Here is a 19,062-nt window from a genome sequence, read left to right on the forward strand (position 1 = left end):
TCGATAACGCAGTAGAAATGACCAACAAACGCTGCCCAGAGGGTTCGGCTAAAATCGTTTTATGCTTTGTTAAGGAGTATTTGCTTAGAATGACTAGGCTACACACTCCTTGTCGCGCCTAAAACGATTTTATCTCGAACAAAATTTAACCGCGAAAGATCAACAGACCCTAGTAACGATAGGATGGCGCGGATGAACAAAGGTACATTAGCACTACTCATTTCAGGCTTAATCACAATTCCAACGGCAGCGATGGCGATGACTCCCAACACCGATCTTAACCTAATGCCTTACCCACAAAATGTAGAGTTGGGGCAGGGTAAAATCACACTGGATAAATCTTTCAGCATTTACATCAAAGGCTACGACTCATCGCGCGTGCAGTTCAACGCAAAGCGCACCATGGACCGTCTATATCGCCAAACCGGCTTACCGATGTTGAACTGGCATGCTGAGTCGGAAAAAGACGCGACCTTGGTGATTGATATTCGTAATGCGCCCAAGTCAGAGGTGCAAGACATTAACAGTGATGAATCGTATCAACTTGAATCGCGTAATGGTCAGATCATCATTCGCTCCGAACGCCCCTACGGTGCTTTCCATGGTTTAGAAACCTTTTTGCAGTTGGTGACTACGGACGCGACTGGCTACTTTGTGCCAGCGGTGTCGATTCAAGATGAGCCGCGCTTTCCTTGGCGTGGTGTTTCTTACGACACTTCTCGTCACTTCATTGAACTCGACGTGATTCTTCGTCAACTCAATGCGATGGCATCAGCAAAAATGAACGTTTTCCATTGGCATATTTGGGATGACCAAGCGATTCGTATCCAGCTCGATAATTACCAAAAGCTATGGCAAGACACCGCAGATGGTGATTACTACACCAAAGATGAAATCCGCTATGTAGTGAATTACGCGCGTAACCTTGGCATTCGAGTTATCCCTGAAATCTCTCTGCCGGGACATGCTTCGGCAGTAGCGCACGCTTACCCTGAATTAATGTCTGGTATGGGTGAGCAATCTTATCCGCATCAACGTGGCTGGGGGGTGTTTGAGCCGTTAATGGACCCGACCAATCCCGAACTCTATAAGATGCTGGCGAGTGTGTTTGACGAAGTGGTTGAGCTCTTCCCAGATGAGTATTTCCATATCGGTGGTGATGAACCAAATTACCAACAGTGGAAAGATAACCCGAAGATTCAGCAATTCATCAAAGACAACAATCTGGATGGTGAGCGTGGTCTTCAATCGTATCTGAACACCAAGGTTGAACAGATGCTGGAACAGCGCGGTAAGAAGATGACTGGCTGGGATGAAATCTGGCACAAAGACCTTCCAACCTCGATTGTGATCCAAAGCTGGCAAGGGCACGACAGTATCGGTCGAGCAGCAAAAGAGGGCTACCAAGGTATTCTCTCAACAGGCTACTACCTAGACCAGCCGCAGCCAACCAGTTACCACTATCGCAATGACCCAATGCCGAAAGGAATCACCGTTGATGATCAACTTCATCAAGGTGAGAAATTCGCGACTTATGACTGGGTGAAACCACGCAACAAAGGTGGTCCGCGCACTGGCAATCTAACCATTATAGAAGCGAAAGATGGCAGTTATCGTGCATTTACCGATTACAACGGTAAGTCTCGCGAAGAGGTGTTCATCATCGAGTACGTGCCAGGTGTGAAGTTTAAAGGGCACTTCGATAACTTTATGTCTTACACCGAATTCAACTATGACTTTGCGGATGGCAAGTTGAAAGACACCAGTTACCAATTGATAGGCAATGTTCGTTGGCCTGCGACTGGAGAGTTGGTCGCGAGCAGTGACATGGCAGGGAGTGTCATTCCTGAGCCTAACGGTGGCTATCCGGCTGAGTTGACCGAGAAAGAACAGCAGCTAATCTTAGGTGGAGAAATTACCATTTGGGGTGAGAACCTCGATTCAATGACCATCGAGCAACGTTTATGGCCCAGAAGCTACGCGATCGCTGAGCGCCTATGGTCGAGCCAAGACCTGACCGATGAGCGCAGCATGTACAAGCGCATGAAGGTGATGGATACATGGTCTGAGATTTCGCTTGGTCTGCGCCATCATGCCGATGCCAATATGATGTTGAAACGTCTTGCTAATGGTGCGGACGAAGCACCGCTACAAACGTTAGCGAAGTACATCGAGCCGGCTCAATACTACGCTCGTCATTGGGAGAAGTGGATCTCTACGCCAAACGAGGGTGATTTGTACAACCAGTATGAGCGACTAAACCGCTTTGCGGATGCATTGCCAGTAGAAAGCCTAGCAGTGTACGAGATGAAAGATTTGGTCGCAGTTTATGCTCAAGGTGATAAAACCGCGTTGGATGCGTTAGCGATGCATTATCAAAGCGTTAAGTTAGCGGCGCAGCAAGCCAAACCTATTTTCGCGACCAACGTGGCGTCAGTAGAAACGGTGCCAGTTGCAGAGTCTGCCATCAAAGTTGCCGACTTAAGTTTAACCTTGATTGAGCTCGCCAAGCAGGGCCGTGGTATTAGTCAATCTGACGCTAAAGCGTATCAACAAATCATCAATGAAAATGCGATTATCTTTGATGAAACCATTGTCGCTATTGTCGTACCAACTGAGCGGTTGCTTCACACTTTAACCGATTGATAACTAAAAGGGATTGCCGTCTGGTAACGCAGGCGGCATCTTATCGTTTAAGCACTTTTATATCTCCCAAAGGTTTTCTCATGACAGTAAATGGTCACTTACATTTTTATGTAGGCACCTATACCGATTCACCAAGCCAAAGTCAGGGCATCGCGTGTGTTTCTCTCGATATTGCTACTGGCGCATTAACGCTCACCAATGAACTTGTTCCTGAAGCGGTGAAAACGGTTCGTAACCCTTCTTACCTTGCGCTCAAAGGAGAGGGGTTATATACCTTTAATGAAGTAGAACGCTTAGAAGGTGCAGAACTGATTTTTGCTGAAAAAACAGACAGCTATGCATTACCAATTGAAGGCGACTATCCTTGCCATATTGATATCAAAGCCTCGCTGCTTGCTGTGGCAAACTACGGTTCCGGTAATGTAAGTGTTTACCAACTTTATGAACAAGGTAAGCCTCTGAAATCCATCGCAGAATTATATGTGGGAGGCAGTGGTCCCAATGCTGATCGTCAAGCCTCGCCTCATGCGCATCAAGCAACGTTTCTCAACCACTCCGAGCAACTTGCTGTGGTCGATTTAGGCACAGACAGTGTTCATTTCTATGACTATAAAAAAGATGGTGAGACAGTTAAGTTTTCACTTTCTCAAAGCATCGCGATGCCTCCTGGTTCTGGCCCTCGTCATTTGGTCTTCGATAGTGATGAGTCTGTCGCGTACGTTGTTTGCGAACTGTCCGAAACGCTAGCGGTACTTCACAAGCAAAGGGGGCAATGGAATCTGGCTCAGCAAGTGAAGCTGCTAGCCGATGAAGAGAACAAAGAAGCGGCGTCTGCTATTCGTCTCTCTGCGGATGAGCGCTTTGTCTATGTCTCATGCCGTGCGCAAAATCTGATCAGTACATTTGATGTAACGAGTGATATTCCGGTTCAAATTGCCGCGTTCGATTGTGGTGGCGCGTTCCCAAGAGATTTTGTTTTATCCCGTGACGGGCAGTGGATGCTCGTTGCCAATCAACATTCACATAATGTCGCTAGCTTCCATAGGAATCCGGAAACTGGCGTTATCACTCCAACCGGATACTCATGCGACATCGGTGCGCCTGTGTGTTTGGTTGAGAAGCCGTAATTAAGAGAAATAACATGACAATTCATCGTATTAATCCATGCAAACGTTGGTCTGATGTAACGGTATTCAACGGTATTGCCAACTTTGTTGAGGTGGCAGAAGCAGATACAACTGCGGATATGAAAGGGCAAGTACAACAGATTTTCGACCAAGCTGAGCAAATGCTAGCAAGTGTTGACAGCGATAAGTCACGCATTCTATCTGTGACGATTTACGTGACAGATTTTGCTAACTTCGATGCCCTTAACGAAGTGTGGGATGCGTGGTTCCCTGAGGGCTGCGCACCGAGCCGTGCTTGCGTTAAAGTTGAATTGGCGAATCCTGAACTCTTAGTCGAAATGGCGTTCGTTGCAGCTGCGGGTGAGAAGTACCAGTAACGGCTCATCGTTAGCTTTTATCGAGATAATATACCTAAGTGACTTCAAGATGCAGGATTCAGAGCGTTGTCATTGATTCGAGAGTAAGGAAAACAACGCAGTGTAATAGCGAGCTCTTTCCAAGCTGTTTGACGCAGCCATTTGTTTGACTAAAAAAGCGAGTCAATGACACGCTCCCAAAGGGCACTCTTTGCAAATAGTAAGGGTCTTGGCTTGTATACTTTGTTGCCGATTCTTGATTTAGAATGACTAGATCTTTAAATCGCCGCCGCGTCTACAAACCAAGTCATTCTCGCCGAACCCAGCATCTCGAGGTTACTTGGGGATAAAGTGCCACTCGTATTGAACGGAGTGGCATTTTTGTTTCTGGTCTAATCGAGTGATTTCTTAAAGCGCAAAGAGGCGACGACTAAGCCCACCACGGTAAAACCAAGTAACCATATTGTGTCTCGCCATAACTCCATTAGATCGGCACCACGAAGCACCACACCACGAATGATGCGCATAAAGTGGGTCGCGGGCAGAGCCTCTGATATCCATTGAGCTGCGATTGGCATGCCTTCATAAGGGAACATAAAACCAGACAGAAGGATAGACGGGAGGAGAATAAATACCGTCATCTGCATGGCTTGAAGTTGTGTTGTGGCGATGGTGGATATCACCAAACCGAGCGTTAAACTGGCGGCTATAAACAACAAGGTGCCAAATAATATCTGGCTAATGGCTCCATTTATCGGCACGCCAAAGATCCAATGCCCCAAGCCAAGAATAATAAATACCTGAATTAAACCGACAAAGATGTACGGAATAATTTTCGCGACCATGAGCTCAATAGAATGAATTGGCGTGGTGATGAGTAATTCCAAGTTGCCTCGTTCTCGTTCTCTCACAATGGCAGCACTGGTAAACAAGATCATCGTCATTGTAAGTATGACCCCAAGTAAACCGGGTACGATGTTTACTGCCGAGCGCCGACTCGGGTTGTAATACAACGCGACTTCAAAAGTTTTGGTGGGAGCAGGGCGGATCTCAAAGTCGAAATCAGTCAATGGCATGGTCTGCAGCGAGAGAATGGCTGAACTGATCATGGTATCAGAGCCGTCTACAATCCACTGTCCCAGCTCTCGACCTTGCACCATACGCTGAGTTAAATCGCTTGGCAGAATGAGTGCCGCGCGCACGAGACCGTCTTGTATCGCTTGTTCCGCCTCTGAAGCGGTGGCAAAGGTTTCGACCACATCGACAACTTGAGTCACTTTTACCGATTCAGTAATAACGCGACCTGCGGTGCTACCGCTTTGGTCAACAACGCCGACGGGAATATTGCGAATATCGGTATTGATGGCGAATCCAAATAACAATAATTGGATCAGAGGAATCATGACCACCATGCCAAAGGTGATTCGGTCACGGGAAAGCTGTCGAATCTCTTTGATCATCACCGCCTTCATTCGAGCAATGGACTTCATCATTGGCGACCTTCCCCCGTTACACTAACGAATACATCTTCTAAGCTAGGACGCGCGATGTTCATCTCGCAGCCTTCAAGCTCTGGGAAGGTTTGTATTAACCAATTAATCGGTTTTTCGATATGTTGATGAATTAGGATGCGTAAGCGGATACCTAACTGGGCAGCAGAACGGACTTCTTCACGTTTTATGACTTTCTCTTTCAGTTCACGCAAGTTATCCGCTTTGACCTCGACAATATTCACACCCATTTGCGCCATGAGTTGCTCCGGCTCACCATCAGCACGGATTTCTCCAGCCTCCATAATAGCAAGTCGATGGCAGCGTTCTGCCTCGTCCATATAGTGAGTGGTGACCAAAATTGTGGTGCCTTGATCGGAGAGATCAAATAATTGCTCCCAGAAGTCACGACGGTTCTCCGGGTCTACGGCGGAGGTTGGCTCATCGAGAAACAACAATTCAGGTTTGTGCATGGTCGCTGCCGCAAGAGAAAGTCGCTGCTTTTGTCCGCCACTCATGCCACCAACGCGTTGCTTACGTAATTGATCAAGTCCATATGTCGCTAATTGCTCTTCGATGCGAGCTTTAAGTGCTTTAGTATCCATGCCAAAGATCTGCCCAATAAACTCGAGGTTTTCTTGAACGGAAAGATCATCGTAGAGGGAGAATTTTTGCGTCATGTAACCAATTTTGAGTCGCAATAGCTCAGATTGTCTTGGGATCTCTAACCCTAAAACATCAACATTGCCTTCACTTGGGCTGAGTAGACCCGTTAACACACGAATGGTGGTAGATTTACCGCAACCATTTGGACCCAGAAAGCCATAAATACTGCCTTTGGGCACATTGAGCGTGATGTTATTGATGGCAGTAAAGTCACCGAACTTCTTTACCACATTCTCTGCTTGAATTGCGTATTCAGTCATCGTTTACTCCACTAAATCCACTTGTGCAGGAATGCCTGAAGGTAGAGATTCAGCAGAGTCTTGTAAATCGACTTCTGCAAGGTACATCAAGCGCGAACGCTCTTCCTCTGTTAGGGCGAAGTAGGGGGTAAATGATGGTTCAGTAGCAACCCAGCGCACGGTTCCTTCTAAAGGTTTTTCGACGCCATCCACATGGACTTGTACGGCTTTACCGGGAATAAAGTTAACTCGATAAGTCGCAGGGACATAAACACGTGCATAAGGGACACGGCTTGCTTGAATCACGGCAACGATGCCATTGACTGGAACGCGCTCGCCTAAGTTAAAAGGTAGATTGTCGAGCAAACCATCACGGGTAGCGGTAATGGTTAGCTCTGCTAGTTTTTGCTGTTGAAGAGCCACATCTGCTTTTGCTGCCATCAGTTCGGCTTTGGCTTGTTCAATGTCTTCTGGACGTGAGCCTGCGGTAAGTTTGCTGAACTCTTCTTGTGACGAATCTAACTCGGCACGCGCAGAATCTCTTGCTGCCAATGCGGTGTCTTTTTCCGATTGGCTGATGAGCTTCTTACGTACCAATTCTGCTTTACGTTGGTAGTTCTTTTGAGCTTCGGTTAATTGCGCTTCTGCTCTTGCAACTCTTGCTTGGGCTGCAGCAATATCTTCAGGACGTTCGCCATTGGTCAGCTTTAATAGGTAAGCATCTGCTTTAGCTTGCTCAGCTACGGCGCGGGCTAATATCGCTTCTTGGTTCTTAGTATCGAGTTGAACTAGCACCTCACCTTCAGTTACTTGGCTGCCTTCTTTAATTGGTAGAGCACGAATGATTTCGCTTGAGGTGGCTGTAAAGGTGACGCGGTCACGTTCCAATGTGCCAAGAGCTTGCTGACCATCGTCTTTTGAGCAAGCGGTCAAAAGGGTAATAACAAAGGTGCCAAGAATGATTCGCTTCATCATGCGATGCTTCCTCAAGAAGTTGAGCCTGATCGTAGGTCAGGTTGCAGAAGAATGTGGGACTGTATTCAGTGTAACGTGGACAAGTTTTAGTCGGCTAGGGCGATAATTCCCTCAATATTCATCAATTGATTAATTATTATGCCCAAGTGACTTCAAGATGCAGGATTCAGAGCGTTGTCATTGATTCGAGAGTAAGGAAAACAATGCAGTGTAATAGCTAGCTCTTTCCAAGTTGTTTGACGCAGCCATTTGTTTGACTAAAAAAGCGAGTCAAAGACACGCTCCCAAAGGGCACTCTATACAAATATAAGAGCCTTGGCTTGTATACTTTGTTGCCGATTCTTGATTTAGAATGACTAGATCTTTAAATCGCCGCCGCGTCTACAAACCAAGTCATTCTCGCCGAACCTAGCATCTCGAGGTTACTTGGGTATAGAAATAGTTTTTACACTTTATACGCCACAAAGAATAATCATAGTGGGTTACCCTGATGCTAGTGGGTTTCGGTGGGATAAATTGGAGAATCGAGACGGCGATCGGGTTTTCTCTGAAGCGATAAAAGAAACAGAGCCCAATGAATGAACATTGGGCTTTGGATATGTGAGTAAAAGGCTAGAAGCCTTTAATGATTGGCTAAGCCGTTTTAAATTGACTTACGATTTCTTGTAGACCAACAGCCAGCTCACTTAAGTCACGACAAGCAACCGCGGTTTGGCGAGAGCCCGTGGCCACTTCACTAGAGAACTGATTGATGTGTTCTACGTTACGATGCAATTCTTCAGTGACTGAGCTCTGCTCGCTACATGCGCTTGCAATTTGAATGCTTTTCTCTGCAATGTTGTCCACGCTTTGCTCGATTTGACCAATGGTTGCACCTGCGTTTTGTGCTTGTTCAACACACACTTGAATCAAATCATTGCTGTTGTTTGTCGCAGACACTGCGGTTTTAGAGCAGTTTTGTAGCTTGCTAATGATGGAGACGATCTCTTCTGTGGATGATTGCGTGCGACTTGCTAGTGTACGTACCTCGTCTGCAACAACCGCGAAGCCTCGACCTTGTTCGCCAGCGCGTGCTGCCTCGATCGCTGCATTGAGAGCCAGAAGGTTGGTCTGCTCAGCAATATCTTGAATCACGTCGACGACAACGCTGATGTTTGATGCGTCTTGCTCAAGCTCGCTGACCATGGTGCCAACAGATTGGATCGCAACAGATGCTTCATTGATTTGCGAGATACACTCTTGAACGACTTCTAAACCTTGTTTCGCATCGTTCGACGCACCATTCGCGGTTTCAGATGCGGCTTCGGTATTGTTGGCGACATCGTTAACTGTTGCTTGCATCTCGTTCATTGCGGTTGCAATCAGATTAAGCTGTTGTTGCTGCTCGTCCATACCAGATGAAGTTTGTTCCGAAATCGCGCTCACTTCTTCTGTTGCTGTACTTACTTGTGCGGTAGTTGAAGAAATGCTGTCAACCAGACTTAAAAGCTTCGCCTGCATATCGATACATGCATCGGCAAGGATACCAAGTTCATCATTACCAATCTTATTGCGTGGCAGTTGGTAAGTAAGATCACCAGAGGCAATCTTAGACGCCATTTCAACAACATAGTTAAGTGGCGAGCAAATTTGCTTGGTAAGGAATAGCCCTAGAGAAAAACCCAAAGCTAACAAGGCTACAATAGCAATGATGCCATAAGTAATCGCATCGGTTACCACGATATGCGTGCTGTCGATGTCTTCTTTAATGAAGGTTTGGTTTAGCTCAACAAGAGCGATGATAGCGTTTTGTAGCTCTTGGAAAGCAGGGAAGCCATCAAGCAGCATTGCGTTGGCTTCATCAACTTGCTTGGTTAGAAGCAGTGCGGAGTATTTTTCATTGAAGCTACGGTATTTTTCCCATGCATCGTTGACACGGTTGAAGGCATCACGGTCACGTTGATCCCATAACGACTGACCATACTTTTTAATATAGTTGTCAACTTTACTTTCTGATTCATCTAGACCTTTCAACCATGTTTTAAACTCAGCATGGTTTACATTCGTCAATAAAGAAAATTCATCTTTTCTTAAAATGCCGACTTCGATTTCAATGTTTTTAACTAACAAAATACTCGGAACTGTGGTGTCAGAAAATTCCGACATCTTTCCGTCGATTAATTTAATTTGAGAGTTAAAGAAGAAAGAGAGTGCAATTACGGCGGCGGAGATAATTAATATCAACGCACTAATTTTACTTTTAATACTTAAGTTAGAAAGCTTCATAGACTCACTGCAAATTTGGGGGGCTTGAAAAGTCCGGAGTCTAAGGGGGAGAATAGATATATTGTGTGATGAATGTCGCAAAAAACTTTATCGCAACCTGAATTAAGTTGGAAACTTAATGTTCATCTTTCGTTTGAAAATAAGTTAATAATTAATCGATATTGATGAGGGTGATTATTAATTAAATGATAAATTATTCTAATTCCCAATATGTATTATTGTTGATAACTAAATGGCAATTCAGAATTTACCTATTGTTCAATTTAGTTATTTGTGTATCCAAAACATTATTGAATGATTAAAACAGATTAGACTCGAAAATTTGAGTGTTATTTAGGCAAAATAAAAGCCCAATATTGAACATTGGGCTTTGTTAGGCATGAATCGTTTGGTTAATCGATAGAGGTTATGCCGCAGCGTGAACTTGTGGGAAATCCAACGTAGGGTGTTTGGTCACAATGGAGTGATAGCCGTAAACCTGTTCTATGCGTTCCGGTGTTAATGCGTTCCATGGCGTATCGTCACAGACAAGTTTACCGTCGTGCAGTAGTACAAGGCGATCTGCATACTGGGATGCCAAATTAAGATCGTGTAATACGACTACGACCGCTGCGTTGTGCTCTTTTGCCGCTTGACGAGCGATTTTTAATGTATTGTGCTGGTGAGCTAAATCCAATGCAGAGGTAGGCTCATCCAGCATTAAGAGCTTCTTATCACCGGATAGATGAAGCTGTGTTAACACGCGAGCCAAATGCAAACGTTGTTTCTCACCACCAGAGAGAGCAGGGTAGAGGTTATCAGCCAAATGCAAAACATCGGTTTGCTTCATGTATTGCAGAGCAAGCTCCGTGGTCTCTTTATTAGAAATGGACAGAGGAATCGCACCTAGTTCGACCACTTCTCTCGCTAAGAACGGGAAGGTCAGCGTGCTGTGCTGCGGCAACATCGCCACGTGTTTGGCGCTCTCTGAAGGCTCCCAGTCGTTTTTTTGTTTACCAAAGAACTGGATATCATTCTGAGACGGAATCTCGCCACACAATAACTTCAGCAGTGTACTCTTACCCGCGCCATTAGGACCTAATAATGCGGTGACCTCGCCTGCACGAATATCAATACTGATGTCGTCTAGTACCACTCGGCTCCCATATCTCATGGAGATGTTTCTGCCAGACAGAACGATGTCATTCATTACAGAATCTTCCCTTTTTGTTGGAACAGTAAGTAGATAAAGAATGGCGCACCAATCAATGCGGTTACAATGCCTACAGGTAACTCTGCGGGTGCAACAACAACTCGTGCAAACATATCAGCAGCGGTAAGAAGTAGTGCGCCCATAAGCGCTGAAATAGGCAGCAGCGTGCGATGGTCTGGACCGGCAAGCATACGACCTAAATGCGGAATCACCAGACCGATAAATCCAATTGCACCACAGATACTCACCGTAATACCCACACCAACTGCAGACAACAGGATAAGTTGGCGTTTGAGCTTCTGTACTGGCACACCTAGGTGTTTGGCTTCTGATTCTCCCAAAAGCAACGCATTTAATGACATGGCTTTTCTCTGGAACCAGAACATCAAGATGATGAGAGTCACCGCAGCTAAACCAATCCCTGACCAGTTTGCCCCAGCCAGCGATCCCATCGACCAAAGAGTTAAGTCTCGCAGCATTTGATCATCGGCGATGAAGTTCATAAAACCAATCGCAGCGCCCGAGAGTGCGCTGATTGCAACCCCCGCAAGCAACATGATGGTGACTGACGTACCAAACTTATTCGTACCTAACCAGTAAACTAATACCGTGGTAATTGCACCGCCGAGGAAGGCGAAAAATGGCAAGGCAGCTAAGTTCATTAGTGTCGGGTAGTTTTGACTGAAATCGGCAAATACGACGATAGCAAATGCGCCACCAAGCGCCGCGCCAGCGGAAACACCGATGATGCCTGGCTCGGCTAGAGGATTTCGGAATAACCCCTGCATCACAACACCACAGATAGCGAGGATCGCACCAATAAACATACAAAGAATGGTGCGTGGAAGGCGGATTTCGTTGATGACTAACTGAATATGAGGAGCAAGGTCTGAACCTGCTCCTGTTAAGCTTCTCAGACTGTCTGAGAAGCTAATATTCATTGGACCTACTGTAATGGACGCTACTGCGATAAAAGCTAAAATGCCAGATAACGCGAGTAGGGTAGTAGATAAAGGAATTCGTCTTAACAGCATTGAATCTCTCTACGGGTAAAGCAGCTCGTTTAGGCGCTTCGCCTCTGAAAGGCTCTTAAGTCCTAAACCACCAACAAGCGCATGACCGTCAATTGTCACGATGTTTTTATTCATACCTGCTGGAGTCGCGGCAAGGAGAGGCATTGCTTTCAGAATGGCATCTGCACCGCCCATTGTTTGATAGCTACGCCCACTCACAAGAATCACGTCTGGTTGCATCTCGACCATAGCTTCTGTTGATAGTGGCTTGTATGAAGAGAGTTTGCTTGCTGCTGGGTTTTCTCCACCTGCAAGTTGAATGATTGCATCTGGTGTTGTTTCTGACCCCGCTACGTTTGCTGGGCGACCTTCGTGAATCAGTAGGAAAAGCACTTTCTTTTTGTCAGCTTTTGCTGGTTGGTTGCCTTCCAGTGCTTTCACTTGTGCTTCAACTTCAGTTTTTAGCGCTGTGGCTTGAGCTTCGCGATGCATGATGGCCGCAATTTGGTCGATACGATTAACCAAACCTTCCACGTTTGCTTCTGTGTTGACGACTTCAACATCAACACCTGCTGATTTCAATTGGTCTAGCGTGGTGTTTGGTCCCATTTCATCTGATCCAATCAATTTAGTCGGGCTTAATCCCAGTAGACCTTCAGCAGAAAGACGACGGTGGTAACCAACTTTTGGCAACTCCATCCCTTCCGGTAGTTGGCTTGTTACGTCGACAGCAACAAGGCTATCTTTTGCATCAAGAGCAAGTAACAGTTCAGTGACAGCGCTGCCGGCACTGACCACGCGTTCATTTGATGGAGCTTCGTTGGCAAATAGGCTCGCACTAGCAAGCATAGTAATGGCTGCAGTCAATGCGGTACGAACGGGCGAAAGTGTTTTATTCATTAGTGTGTTCTCAATCTTATGTTCTTCTATTGCGACTCTTCAGTGAGCAGTTGAGTCGCTTGAATTCCGTTTTCTTGTAAAAAGCCAAGAAGCTTAACCAGTGACTGAATGTCTGCGGTTTTTTCCGCACCAATCACAATAGGTTTGTCGGTTGATTTGCTCTCTTCTAACAGAGCCATCGTAAAGTTTTCCCAATCGATGTACGCCTTACCGTTGATCGCCCAGTGTGGCTCTTCTTTAAGGATGTTCACCGTGATTGATTGTTTGTCCACCTCAGCCACAGCTTGGGAATCGGTGCTTGGTAGGTTCACATCTAGGGAATCTAACTTCACTGCTGCAGTGAGCATCAAAAACACCATTACGATGAAAATGATGTCGAGCAGTGGCGTTAAGTCTGGTGTTAAGCCATGACTGTTGCTGTCTTGTGGTGCCTTAATCATGAACTTCTCGCTTCAACATGATTTGCAACAGTCGCGACTTCTTTGCTGTTTTCCGGAGATACATGCTGTAGAGAAATGCCTTCGAGCCACAGATTTACATAGTTCAGAGTGTGTTCAAGCTTAGCGATAACACGATCTGCCCAAAGACCAATCAGTTGCGCGCCAGAAATAGCAGGTAACGCAATGATCAAACCAGCTGCAGTCGTACGCATCGCAAGACCCAAGCCATCTGCCAAGTCGTTTGGCGTAATGTTACCGGTAGAAGAAGCAATACCTTTAAACATGTCGATAAGACCAAGAACTGTACCTAATAGACCAATCAGGGGGCTGATCACGCCAATCAAGGTCAACAGACGCAGACCTGAGTGCAACTGATGACGTTTTTCTTGAAGCCAAATACCCGCCGCATCTTCACGCAGTGATTTAGAAAAAGAGTGATGCGCAAGCAGCATTGCAACACCACGATATAAAAGAGGTCGTTTACCCGAAAACTCATCCGCCAGTGCTTCGATGTCTTTGTTGTTGGTTGGGTCAAGCTTGGTCAGCTTTTGGCGAATCGCGCGTTTACCAACTCCTAGGCTAATGAATACTTGAAAGAGTCTTTCCGCAATGATCATGACTGTAAGTGCAGAGCAAATAACTAAAGGCCAAGTCATAAGACCAAATTGGGTTTGTAAATGTTGTAGCTGTTCCATTATCCATCCAACTTAAAACGAACTGGGATTTGAACTCGGTGAGCGACTTTGTGCCCGCCAGAAATATGAGGTGAAAACTGCCATTGTTTAATGGCACGTAGAGCAGAAAGATCGAGCATTTCTGCACCAGATGATTCGATAAGTACTTGTTTAATTTGGTTGCCGTTTTCGTCAAGCCAAATTTCATACAGCGCAACCCCTTCAATACCACGCTTTTGCGCTGAACGTGGGTAACGAGGTTGTACTGGTTGAGAAACAAACGTCGGTTGGTCAATCATCACTGGCTGTGATGTCGCCCCTTTCGATTGATCAGTAGGAGCCGCTTGTTGTGGTTGAGGTTCTTTTGCGACTTTCTCTTCCACTTTTTCTTTTGGTTGCGGATCTTTCTTTGCAACGGGTTTTGGTGGTTGAGGTTTTTTAACCGGTTCAGGTTTCTTTTGGACTGGTTTTTTCTTCACCGCTTCTTTTTTTACGATCGGCTTTTCTACCGTCTTTTTAATCGGCTCAGGCTTTGGTTTTGGCTTCGGAGGCTCAGGTTGTTTCTTTGGCTCCGGGTGCTTCTCTTCCACCACTTCTTGTGGCGTAGGAGCCGCTTGTACCGGTTTTGGCGCTGAGACTAAATTCAAGCTTACCGAGCTGGTGGGATTGCCTGCTGGCATTGCAAACACTTTTGTCTCTTGGGAGACAAAAAGAAGCGCTGCGTGCACCACTAAAGAGGCGCCACCGGCAATGGCATATCTTTTTACGTTCACGGGTAAATCTCGGTAGTAGGAATCATTATCAAGTGGGAAGATTATTGCTCGAAAAGGAAATAAGATCAATTATCAATTGCATTATCATTACGTGCAAATTATGATCTTTACAGTTTTTTTGAAATGAGCCTCAATCCTTTGTGTGGTGGGCTTTAAGTGAGTAAATATGAGCGTCGACATTTATAAATTTGACGAATCAATTCTCGGGAGTGACAGCCCCGATCCGCTGCGTTTTGCGTTTGTGAAAAAACACTCTGCGCACGCGGGTGGTAGCAGTATGCCTGTGCCACCGCCACAACAAGGTGAAATCCTGTCACGGATCACTTCTGAAACAACGCAAAAGAACAATAAGCGTTGCCTATACATTCATGTGCCATTTTGTCGTGTGCGCTGCACTTTTTGTAACTTCTTCCAAAACGCCGCGAGCCGTAAGCTTGTTGATGAGTACTTTGATGCGCTGATGAAAGAGCTGAAAGAAAAAGCAGCACTGCCATGGACACAAAGTGGCATTTTTCATGCGGTTTATATCGGTGGGGGCACGCCTACAGATTTATCTGCAGATCAGGTTCGTATTCTTGGTCAGGCAATTCATGACTATTTCCCTTTAGCCGCCGATTGTGAAATTACCCTAGAGGGACGTATTAACCGATTCTCGGACGAGCTGTATCAGGGAGCGCTAGACGGAGGTTTCAACCGTTTTTCATTTGGTGTGCAAAGCTTCAATACCAAAGTACGTCGTAGTGCTAAGCGTTTAGATGATCGTGAAGATGTCTTGAACCGCGTTGCTGAGCTCGCTAAAGAAGACAAAATTCCCGTCATTATAGATCTGCTATATGGCTTGCCTTATCAGACAAAGGAAGTGCTCGAACAAGATTTGCACGACTTTATGTCTACTGGTGCGCACGGTTTGGACCTATATCAACTGGTTGTTGGTGGGACAGCCCCAATGTTGAACCTAGTTGAGAAGGGTAAGATGCCGCCACCGGCAACCACGCCTGAAAAAGCTGGTATGTACGAGCTCGGTGCGAAATTCATGTCGAAACACCATATGAAGCAGCTCAGTGTAAACCATTGGGCGATCGATAACCGTGAACGCAGCTTATACAACAGCTTAGCGAAGACGTATGCAGAAGTGCTTCCGGTTGGTTGTGGTGCCGGCGGTAACATCGGTGGTTACGGCATGATGCAACATCGCACGCTAGACACTTATGTCAAAGCCGTCAATGAAGGGCAAAGCACCATCGCGATGATGATGAAACAAAGCCCGCTAGAGCCACTCTTTGCTGCGCTAAAGTCAGGTTTCGACCGTGGCATTGTTCAAGGGAACAAACTGCCAAACTTCATGGGTGAAGACACCTTTAACTTCCTAATGCCGTTGTTCAAAGTATGGCACGACAAGGGCTTGGTCGAGCTTCAAGAGCGTAGCTTAGTGCTAACCCTTGCAGGGAGCTTCTGGGCTGTTTCTCTCGCACAGGCATGTATTCAGGTACTAACGTCGGAAATGAACGAAAACGTACCAAAAGTATCTAACATCTAAAAGAAATGGAAAAACCAATGGAATCAATTAAGCAACAGGTTGAAAGCCTACTAGAACAAGAACCGCAACTGCTACCTGCGGCGATGGCAGAGCGCCTTAGCGTATCGGAATTTGATGTGGTTGCAGCACTACCTCAAGAAATGGTAGCGGTGGCTCCGGGAGAGCAAGCTCAAAGCATTTTAGAAGGTCTTGTAGGCTTTGGTCCTGTAACGACGATTGTTCATTCTTTCGGCTCAATCTTTGAAGTGAAAGCACCGTTCCCGAAAGGCAAAGTGGCACGTGGTTACTACAACTTAATGGGCAAAGAAGGGGAGCTTCACGGTCACCTTAAACTGGATAACGTGAAAAACATCGCGTTAGTAAGTAAGCCGTTTATGGGGCGTGAAAGCCACTACTTTGGTTTCTTCTCTGAGTGCGGTAGCAACATCTTTAAGATCTACCTCGGTCGTAATGAAAAGCGCGAACTGATTGAAGAGCAAGTAACGGCATTTCGCGCAATGCAAGCTGAGTTCAATCAGTAGTTCCAACATAGAATTAATAATGTTAAATGCATACGACGCTTGCTCCATCCGCCAACAGGTGGGGTGGCGTCGTTTATCAAAGAATAACCGAGTTTAAATTCGGAAACACAAAACAAGTAAAGTTAGGTATCAAAATGGATCAGCAAGTTAAACAAGAGCGTTTACAAGGTCGTCTAGGACCAGAAATTAAGGAATTTCGTCAGGAGCGCCGTACGATTCAACTAGCAACAGTTGATGCGGAAGGTCGTCCAAACGTAAGTTACGCTCCATACGTACAAAACCAGGAAGGTTACTTCGTTCTTATTTCTCAGATTGCTCGTCACGCGCGCAATCTGCTTGAGAATCAAAATGTATCTTTGATGATGATTGAAGATGAGGATTCATCTAAGCAGTTGTTTGCTCGCAAGCGTCTAACGTTTGATGCGGTTGCGACAGTTGTAGAACGTGACTCTGAAATGTGGCAGCAAGTTGTTGGTCAAATGAAAGATCGTTTTGGTGAAATCATCGACGGTCTAAGCCAACTAGAAGACTTTGTTCTATTTAACCTAAAAGCAGAGCAAGGTCTATTCGTAAAAGGTTTTGGTCAGGCTTACCAAGTGTCTGGTGATGATTTGGTTGATTTTGTTCACCTTCAAGAAGGTCACAAGAGAGTCGAAAAAGCGTAAGCTGGCTTTCTAACTTATGATCGTCTAAACGGGTGTGAATGCCTAAAGGGAGTTAGGTTATAATGACTCCCTTTTTATTAGACCAAAAGTACAGAGAAAGAGCATGAGACCAGTAAGTAAGGAACTTGGCGAGATTTGTTACCCATTCATTTATGAAGACAGTCCGGTCTGCGATTTTGAAATTACGGCAGACGAGTTGTGCAGTCGAATTGGGCTTGTGCTATCGATGGAGTTAGATGATTTTTGTCGCGACGTCCTAACTCGCATGCAGCCAAACGTGTACCATGTGAACGGCTCTATCCGCGGCAAGCTCGCAATCACAGAAGCGGAAGTTGATGAGTTAAAAGCTGACTACGACGCAATCAAAGCGCGCATTGACGGTGGTTTTAAGGGGTTTGTACTTCCTGGTGGTCACCCAACTTCCAGCCAATTACATTTGTGTCGCTGCCAAGCCAAGAAGGTCGTTCGCGCATTGGTTGCGGTAGAGCATTCAGGTAAGAAGCAACCCGCCCCAATTTTGTTCCGCTATTCAAACCTGCAAGCTAACGTGCTTTATAGCTTGGCTTCCTATATCAATCACATTTATCAAGTGGAAGAAACGGAGTTTGTGTCTCGCAGCTACACGATGCCAAGTAAATAACGAGACAAACTAAAGTCGTTATGATGCCATCGCTTTTGCTTCTAGCTCTTTTGCGCCGCGCAGCATAGCTTCAATCAATTCTCCTGCATTGAACTTCTCTAGTGCTTCATGAGCGCCAACTTGGTGAGCTCGGTCAACACAAATCTCGCTAGAGAGAGAGGTGTGAAGAATACGGTAAGAGTTGTTCAGTGCGGAATCGTTTTGAACTTCAAATGCAAGTTCATAACCGTCCAATCCTGGCATTTCGATATCACTTACTAGAAGATCAATAGGGCGGTTTTCTTCTGCTTCTCGCTTCATTAAATCGAGTGCATCAGAGCCATTTTTGCAAATTTGATAAGGGATATTGATGCGATCCAACGCGTCACTTAACTGTTTGCGTGCAATCGAAGAGTCGTCAACTAAAAGGATACTCAAGGCTTTCAGGCGTTCACGCTCAATGTCTGTCAGCATAGGAATCTTAGTGTTTTCATATTGAGGGTAGATCTTCGAAAGCAGAAGCTCAACATCTAACATTTGGACGATTTTCTCTTCATAGCGAGTAATGCCAGTAACAAAGATGTTGTGACCTGCACTTTCTGGTGGCGTTTCAATTGCTTTCCAGTCACATTCGATGATTTTCTCGATACTTCGTACCATGAACGCAACCACCGTGCGCAAGCAATCTGTCACGATCAGATAGCAGTTTTTGTATTCCTCTTCTTGAATCGGACGGAATCCAATCGCTGCTGCCATATCAATCACTGGTACCGTTAAGTCTCGAATCGTGACGGTCCCAATCACGTGGTGATGAGAATATGGAATCTTGGTCGTTGGCATGTAAGGAACAATTTCACGGACTTTAAGTGTGCCAATTGCGAAGTTCTGTTGCAGGGTGAGTTTAAACACCAACATGCCCTGAGATTGGTTCGCTTTACTTGCGACTTTTGCCATGAAAATAACC

18 protein-coding genes are annotated in these 19,062 nt (G+C 45.7%); 7 read left to right on the top strand and 11 right to left on the bottom strand.

Annotation, left to right across the window (positions count from 1 at the left end):
* Positions 1-192 precede the first annotated feature (192 nt).
* From QMY49_RS21940 to QMY49_RS21950, 3 genes are all read left to right on the top strand, one after another.
* A complete protein-coding gene (locus tag QMY49_RS21940; protein ID WP_283314316.1) occupies positions 193-2,646 on the top strand; it encodes a beta-N-acetylhexosaminidase in 2,454 nt (817 codons plus the stop codon).
* A gap of 80 nt (positions 2,647-2,726) precedes the next feature.
* Complete coding sequence (locus QMY49_RS21945) at positions 2,727-3,773, top strand: lactonase family protein (protein ID WP_283314319.1); 1,047 nt, start codon at positions 2,727-2,729, stop codon at positions 3,771-3,773.
* A gap of 14 nt (positions 3,774-3,787) precedes the next feature.
* Positions 3,788-4,150: a RidA family protein gene (locus QMY49_RS21950; RefSeq protein ID WP_005452545.1), complete on the top strand. Its 363-nt coding sequence runs from the start codon at positions 3,788-3,790 to the stop codon at positions 4,148-4,150.
* 371 nt (positions 4,151-4,521) lie between these two features.
* Here the strand turns inward: QMY49_RS21950 and QMY49_RS21955 are convergent, their stop codons facing one another.
* The 10 genes from QMY49_RS21955 to QMY49_RS22000 form a co-directional block, all read right to left on the bottom strand.
* Positions 4,522-5,619, bottom strand: coding sequence for an ABC transporter permease (locus QMY49_RS21955; protein WP_033001387.1), 1,098 nt, complete (start codon positions 5,617-5,619; stop codon positions 4,522-4,524).
* Positions 5,619-6,545, bottom strand: a complete 927-nt coding sequence (locus QMY49_RS21960) for an ABC transporter ATP-binding protein (protein WP_283314322.1) — start codon at positions 6,543-6,545, stop codon at positions 5,619-5,621. The genes QMY49_RS21955 and QMY49_RS21960 overlap by 1 nt, the downstream gene beginning before the upstream one ends.
* Positions 6,546-6,548: 3 nt before the next feature.
* On the bottom strand, positions 6,549-7,499 hold the full coding sequence (locus QMY49_RS21965) for an HlyD family secretion protein (RefSeq protein WP_009697273.1): 951 nt from the start codon (positions 7,497-7,499) through the stop codon (positions 6,549-6,551).
* A gap of 633 nt (positions 7,500-8,132) precedes the next feature.
* Positions 8,133-9,764, bottom strand: a complete 1,632-nt coding sequence (locus QMY49_RS21970) for a methyl-accepting chemotaxis protein (protein WP_005452538.1) — start codon at positions 9,762-9,764, stop codon at positions 8,133-8,135.
* Between the two features lie 406 nt (positions 9,765-10,170).
* Complete coding sequence (locus QMY49_RS21975) at positions 10,171-10,953, bottom strand: heme ABC transporter ATP-binding protein (protein WP_047513911.1); 783 nt, start codon at positions 10,951-10,953, stop codon at positions 10,171-10,173.
* Positions 10,953-11,990 (bottom strand): FecCD family ABC transporter permease, encoded by a 1,038-nt coding sequence (locus QMY49_RS21980; RefSeq protein WP_009696421.1) that lies wholly within the window; start codon positions 11,988-11,990, stop codon positions 10,953-10,955. The genes QMY49_RS21975 and QMY49_RS21980 overlap by 1 nt, the downstream gene beginning before the upstream one ends.
* 9 nt (positions 11,991-11,999) lie before the next feature.
* Positions 12,000-12,869 carry a heme/hemin ABC transporter substrate-binding protein gene (locus QMY49_RS21985; protein ID WP_017818598.1) on the bottom strand — a complete coding sequence of 290 codons (870 nt, stop codon included), beginning with the start codon at positions 12,867-12,869 and terminating at the stop codon, positions 12,000-12,002.
* Between the two features lie 26 nt (positions 12,870-12,895).
* Positions 12,896-13,309, bottom strand: coding sequence for an ExbD/TolR family protein (locus QMY49_RS21990; RefSeq protein WP_017190797.1), 414 nt, complete (start codon positions 13,307-13,309; stop codon positions 12,896-12,898).
* Positions 13,306-14,004, bottom strand: coding sequence for a MotA/TolQ/ExbB proton channel family protein (locus QMY49_RS21995; protein WP_005452532.1), 699 nt, complete (start codon positions 14,002-14,004; stop codon positions 13,306-13,308). Before QMY49_RS21995 ends, QMY49_RS21990 begins: the two co-directional genes overlap by 4 nt.
* Complete coding sequence (locus tag QMY49_RS22000; RefSeq protein ID WP_005452531.1) at positions 14,004-14,756, bottom strand: energy transducer TonB; 753 nt, start codon at positions 14,754-14,756, stop codon at positions 14,004-14,006. The genes QMY49_RS21995 and QMY49_RS22000 overlap by 1 nt, the downstream gene beginning before the upstream one ends.
* Positions 14,757-14,922: 166 nt before the next feature.
* Here QMY49_RS22000 and hutW point away from each other — a divergent pair, with 166 nt between their 5' ends.
* The 4 genes from hutW to QMY49_RS22020 all read left to right on the top strand — a co-directional run bounded on the left by hutW (position 14,923) and on the right by QMY49_RS22020 (position 18,119).
* Positions 14,923-16,293 carry a heme anaerobic degradation radical SAM methyltransferase ChuW/HutW gene (gene hutW / locus QMY49_RS22005; RefSeq protein WP_053053297.1) on the top strand — a complete coding sequence of 457 codons (1,371 nt, stop codon included), beginning with the start codon at positions 14,923-14,925 and terminating at the stop codon, positions 16,291-16,293.
* A 17-nt stretch (positions 16,294-16,310) separates the two neighbouring features.
* On the top strand, positions 16,311-16,814 hold the full coding sequence (gene hutX, locus QMY49_RS22010; RefSeq protein ID WP_283314333.1) for a heme utilization cystosolic carrier protein HutX: 504 nt from the start codon (positions 16,311-16,313) through the stop codon (positions 16,812-16,814).
* Between the two features lie 134 nt (positions 16,815-16,948).
* Positions 16,949-17,479: a heme utilization protein HutZ gene (hutZ, locus tag QMY49_RS22015; RefSeq protein WP_283314335.1), complete on the top strand. Its 531-nt coding sequence runs from the start codon at positions 16,949-16,951 to the stop codon at positions 17,477-17,479.
* Between the two features lie 103 nt (positions 17,480-17,582).
* On the top strand, positions 17,583-18,119 hold the full coding sequence (locus tag QMY49_RS22020; protein WP_283314337.1) for an ATP:cob(I)alamin adenosyltransferase: 537 nt from the start codon (positions 17,583-17,585) through the stop codon (positions 18,117-18,119).
* An 18-nt stretch (positions 18,120-18,137) separates the two neighbouring features.
* Here the strand turns inward: QMY49_RS22020 and QMY49_RS22025 are convergent, their stop codons facing one another.
* The gene (locus QMY49_RS22025; RefSeq protein ID WP_005452523.1) at positions 18,138-19,052 is read right to left on the bottom strand and encodes a chemotaxis protein; all 915 of its coding nucleotides are present in this window, start codon (positions 19,050-19,052) and stop codon (positions 18,138-18,140) included.
* Positions 19,053-19,062: the final 10 nt, after the last annotated feature.

It is taken from the genome of Vibrio harveyi (genome assembly GCF_030060435.1).
GTDB classification, from domain to species: domain Bacteria; phylum Pseudomonadota; class Gammaproteobacteria; order Enterobacterales; family Vibrionaceae; genus Vibrio; species Vibrio harveyi.

What these genes read in the sequence shown, in the direction of transcription:
- QMY49_RS21940 (WP_283314316.1), top strand. Translation starts at nt 193, where the DNA reads ATGAACAAAGGTACATTAGCACTACTCATTTCAGGCTTAATCACAATT.
- QMY49_RS21965 (WP_009697273.1), bottom strand. Translation starts at nt 7,499, where the DNA reads ATGATGAAGCGAATCATTCTTGGCACCTTTGTTATTACCCTTTTGACC.
- QMY49_RS21990 (WP_017190797.1), bottom strand. Translation starts at nt 13,309, where the DNA reads ATGATTAAGGCACCACAAGACAGCAACAGTCATGGCTTAACACCAGAC.
- hutX (WP_283314333.1), top strand. Translation starts at nt 16,311, where the DNA reads ATGGAATCAATTAAGCAACAGGTTGAAAGCCTACTAGAACAAGAACCG.
- QMY49_RS21975 (WP_047513911.1), bottom strand. Translation starts at nt 10,953, where the DNA reads ATGAATGACATCGTTCTGTCTGGCAGAAACATCTCCATGAGATATGGG.
- QMY49_RS21985 (WP_017818598.1), bottom strand. Translation starts at nt 12,869, where the DNA reads ATGAATAAAACACTTTCGCCCGTTCGTACCGCATTGACTGCAGCCATT.
- QMY49_RS21955 (WP_033001387.1), bottom strand. Translation starts at nt 5,619, where the DNA reads ATGAAGTCCATTGCTCGAATGAAGGCGGTGATGATCAAAGAGATTCGA.
- hutZ (WP_283314335.1), top strand. Translation starts at nt 16,949, where the DNA reads ATGGATCAGCAAGTTAAACAAGAGCGTTTACAAGGTCGTCTAGGACCA.
- QMY49_RS21950 (WP_005452545.1), top strand. Translation starts at nt 3,788, where the DNA reads ATGACAATTCATCGTATTAATCCATGCAAACGTTGGTCTGATGTAACG.
- QMY49_RS21945 (WP_283314319.1), top strand. Translation starts at nt 2,727, where the DNA reads ATGACAGTAAATGGTCACTTACATTTTTATGTAGGCACCTATACCGAT.
- QMY49_RS22020 (WP_283314337.1), top strand. Translation starts at nt 17,583, where the DNA reads ATGAGACCAGTAAGTAAGGAACTTGGCGAGATTTGTTACCCATTCATT.
- hutW (WP_053053297.1), top strand. Translation starts at nt 14,923, where the DNA reads ATGAGCGTCGACATTTATAAATTTGACGAATCAATTCTCGGGAGTGAC.
- QMY49_RS21970 (WP_005452538.1), bottom strand. Translation starts at nt 9,764, where the DNA reads ATGAAGCTTTCTAACTTAAGTATTAAAAGTAAAATTAGTGCGTTGATA.
- QMY49_RS21995 (WP_005452532.1), bottom strand. Translation starts at nt 14,004, where the DNA reads ATGGAACAGCTACAACATTTACAAACCCAATTTGGTCTTATGACTTGG.
- QMY49_RS21980 (WP_009696421.1), bottom strand. Translation starts at nt 11,990, where the DNA reads ATGCTGTTAAGACGAATTCCTTTATCTACTACCCTACTCGCGTTATCT.
- QMY49_RS22025 (WP_005452523.1), bottom strand. Translation starts at nt 19,052, where the DNA reads ATGGCAAAAGTCGCAAGTAAAGCGAACCAATCTCAGGGCATGTTGGTG.
- QMY49_RS21960 (WP_283314322.1), bottom strand. Translation starts at nt 6,545, where the DNA reads ATGACTGAATACGCAATTCAAGCAGAGAATGTGGTAAAGAAGTTCGGT.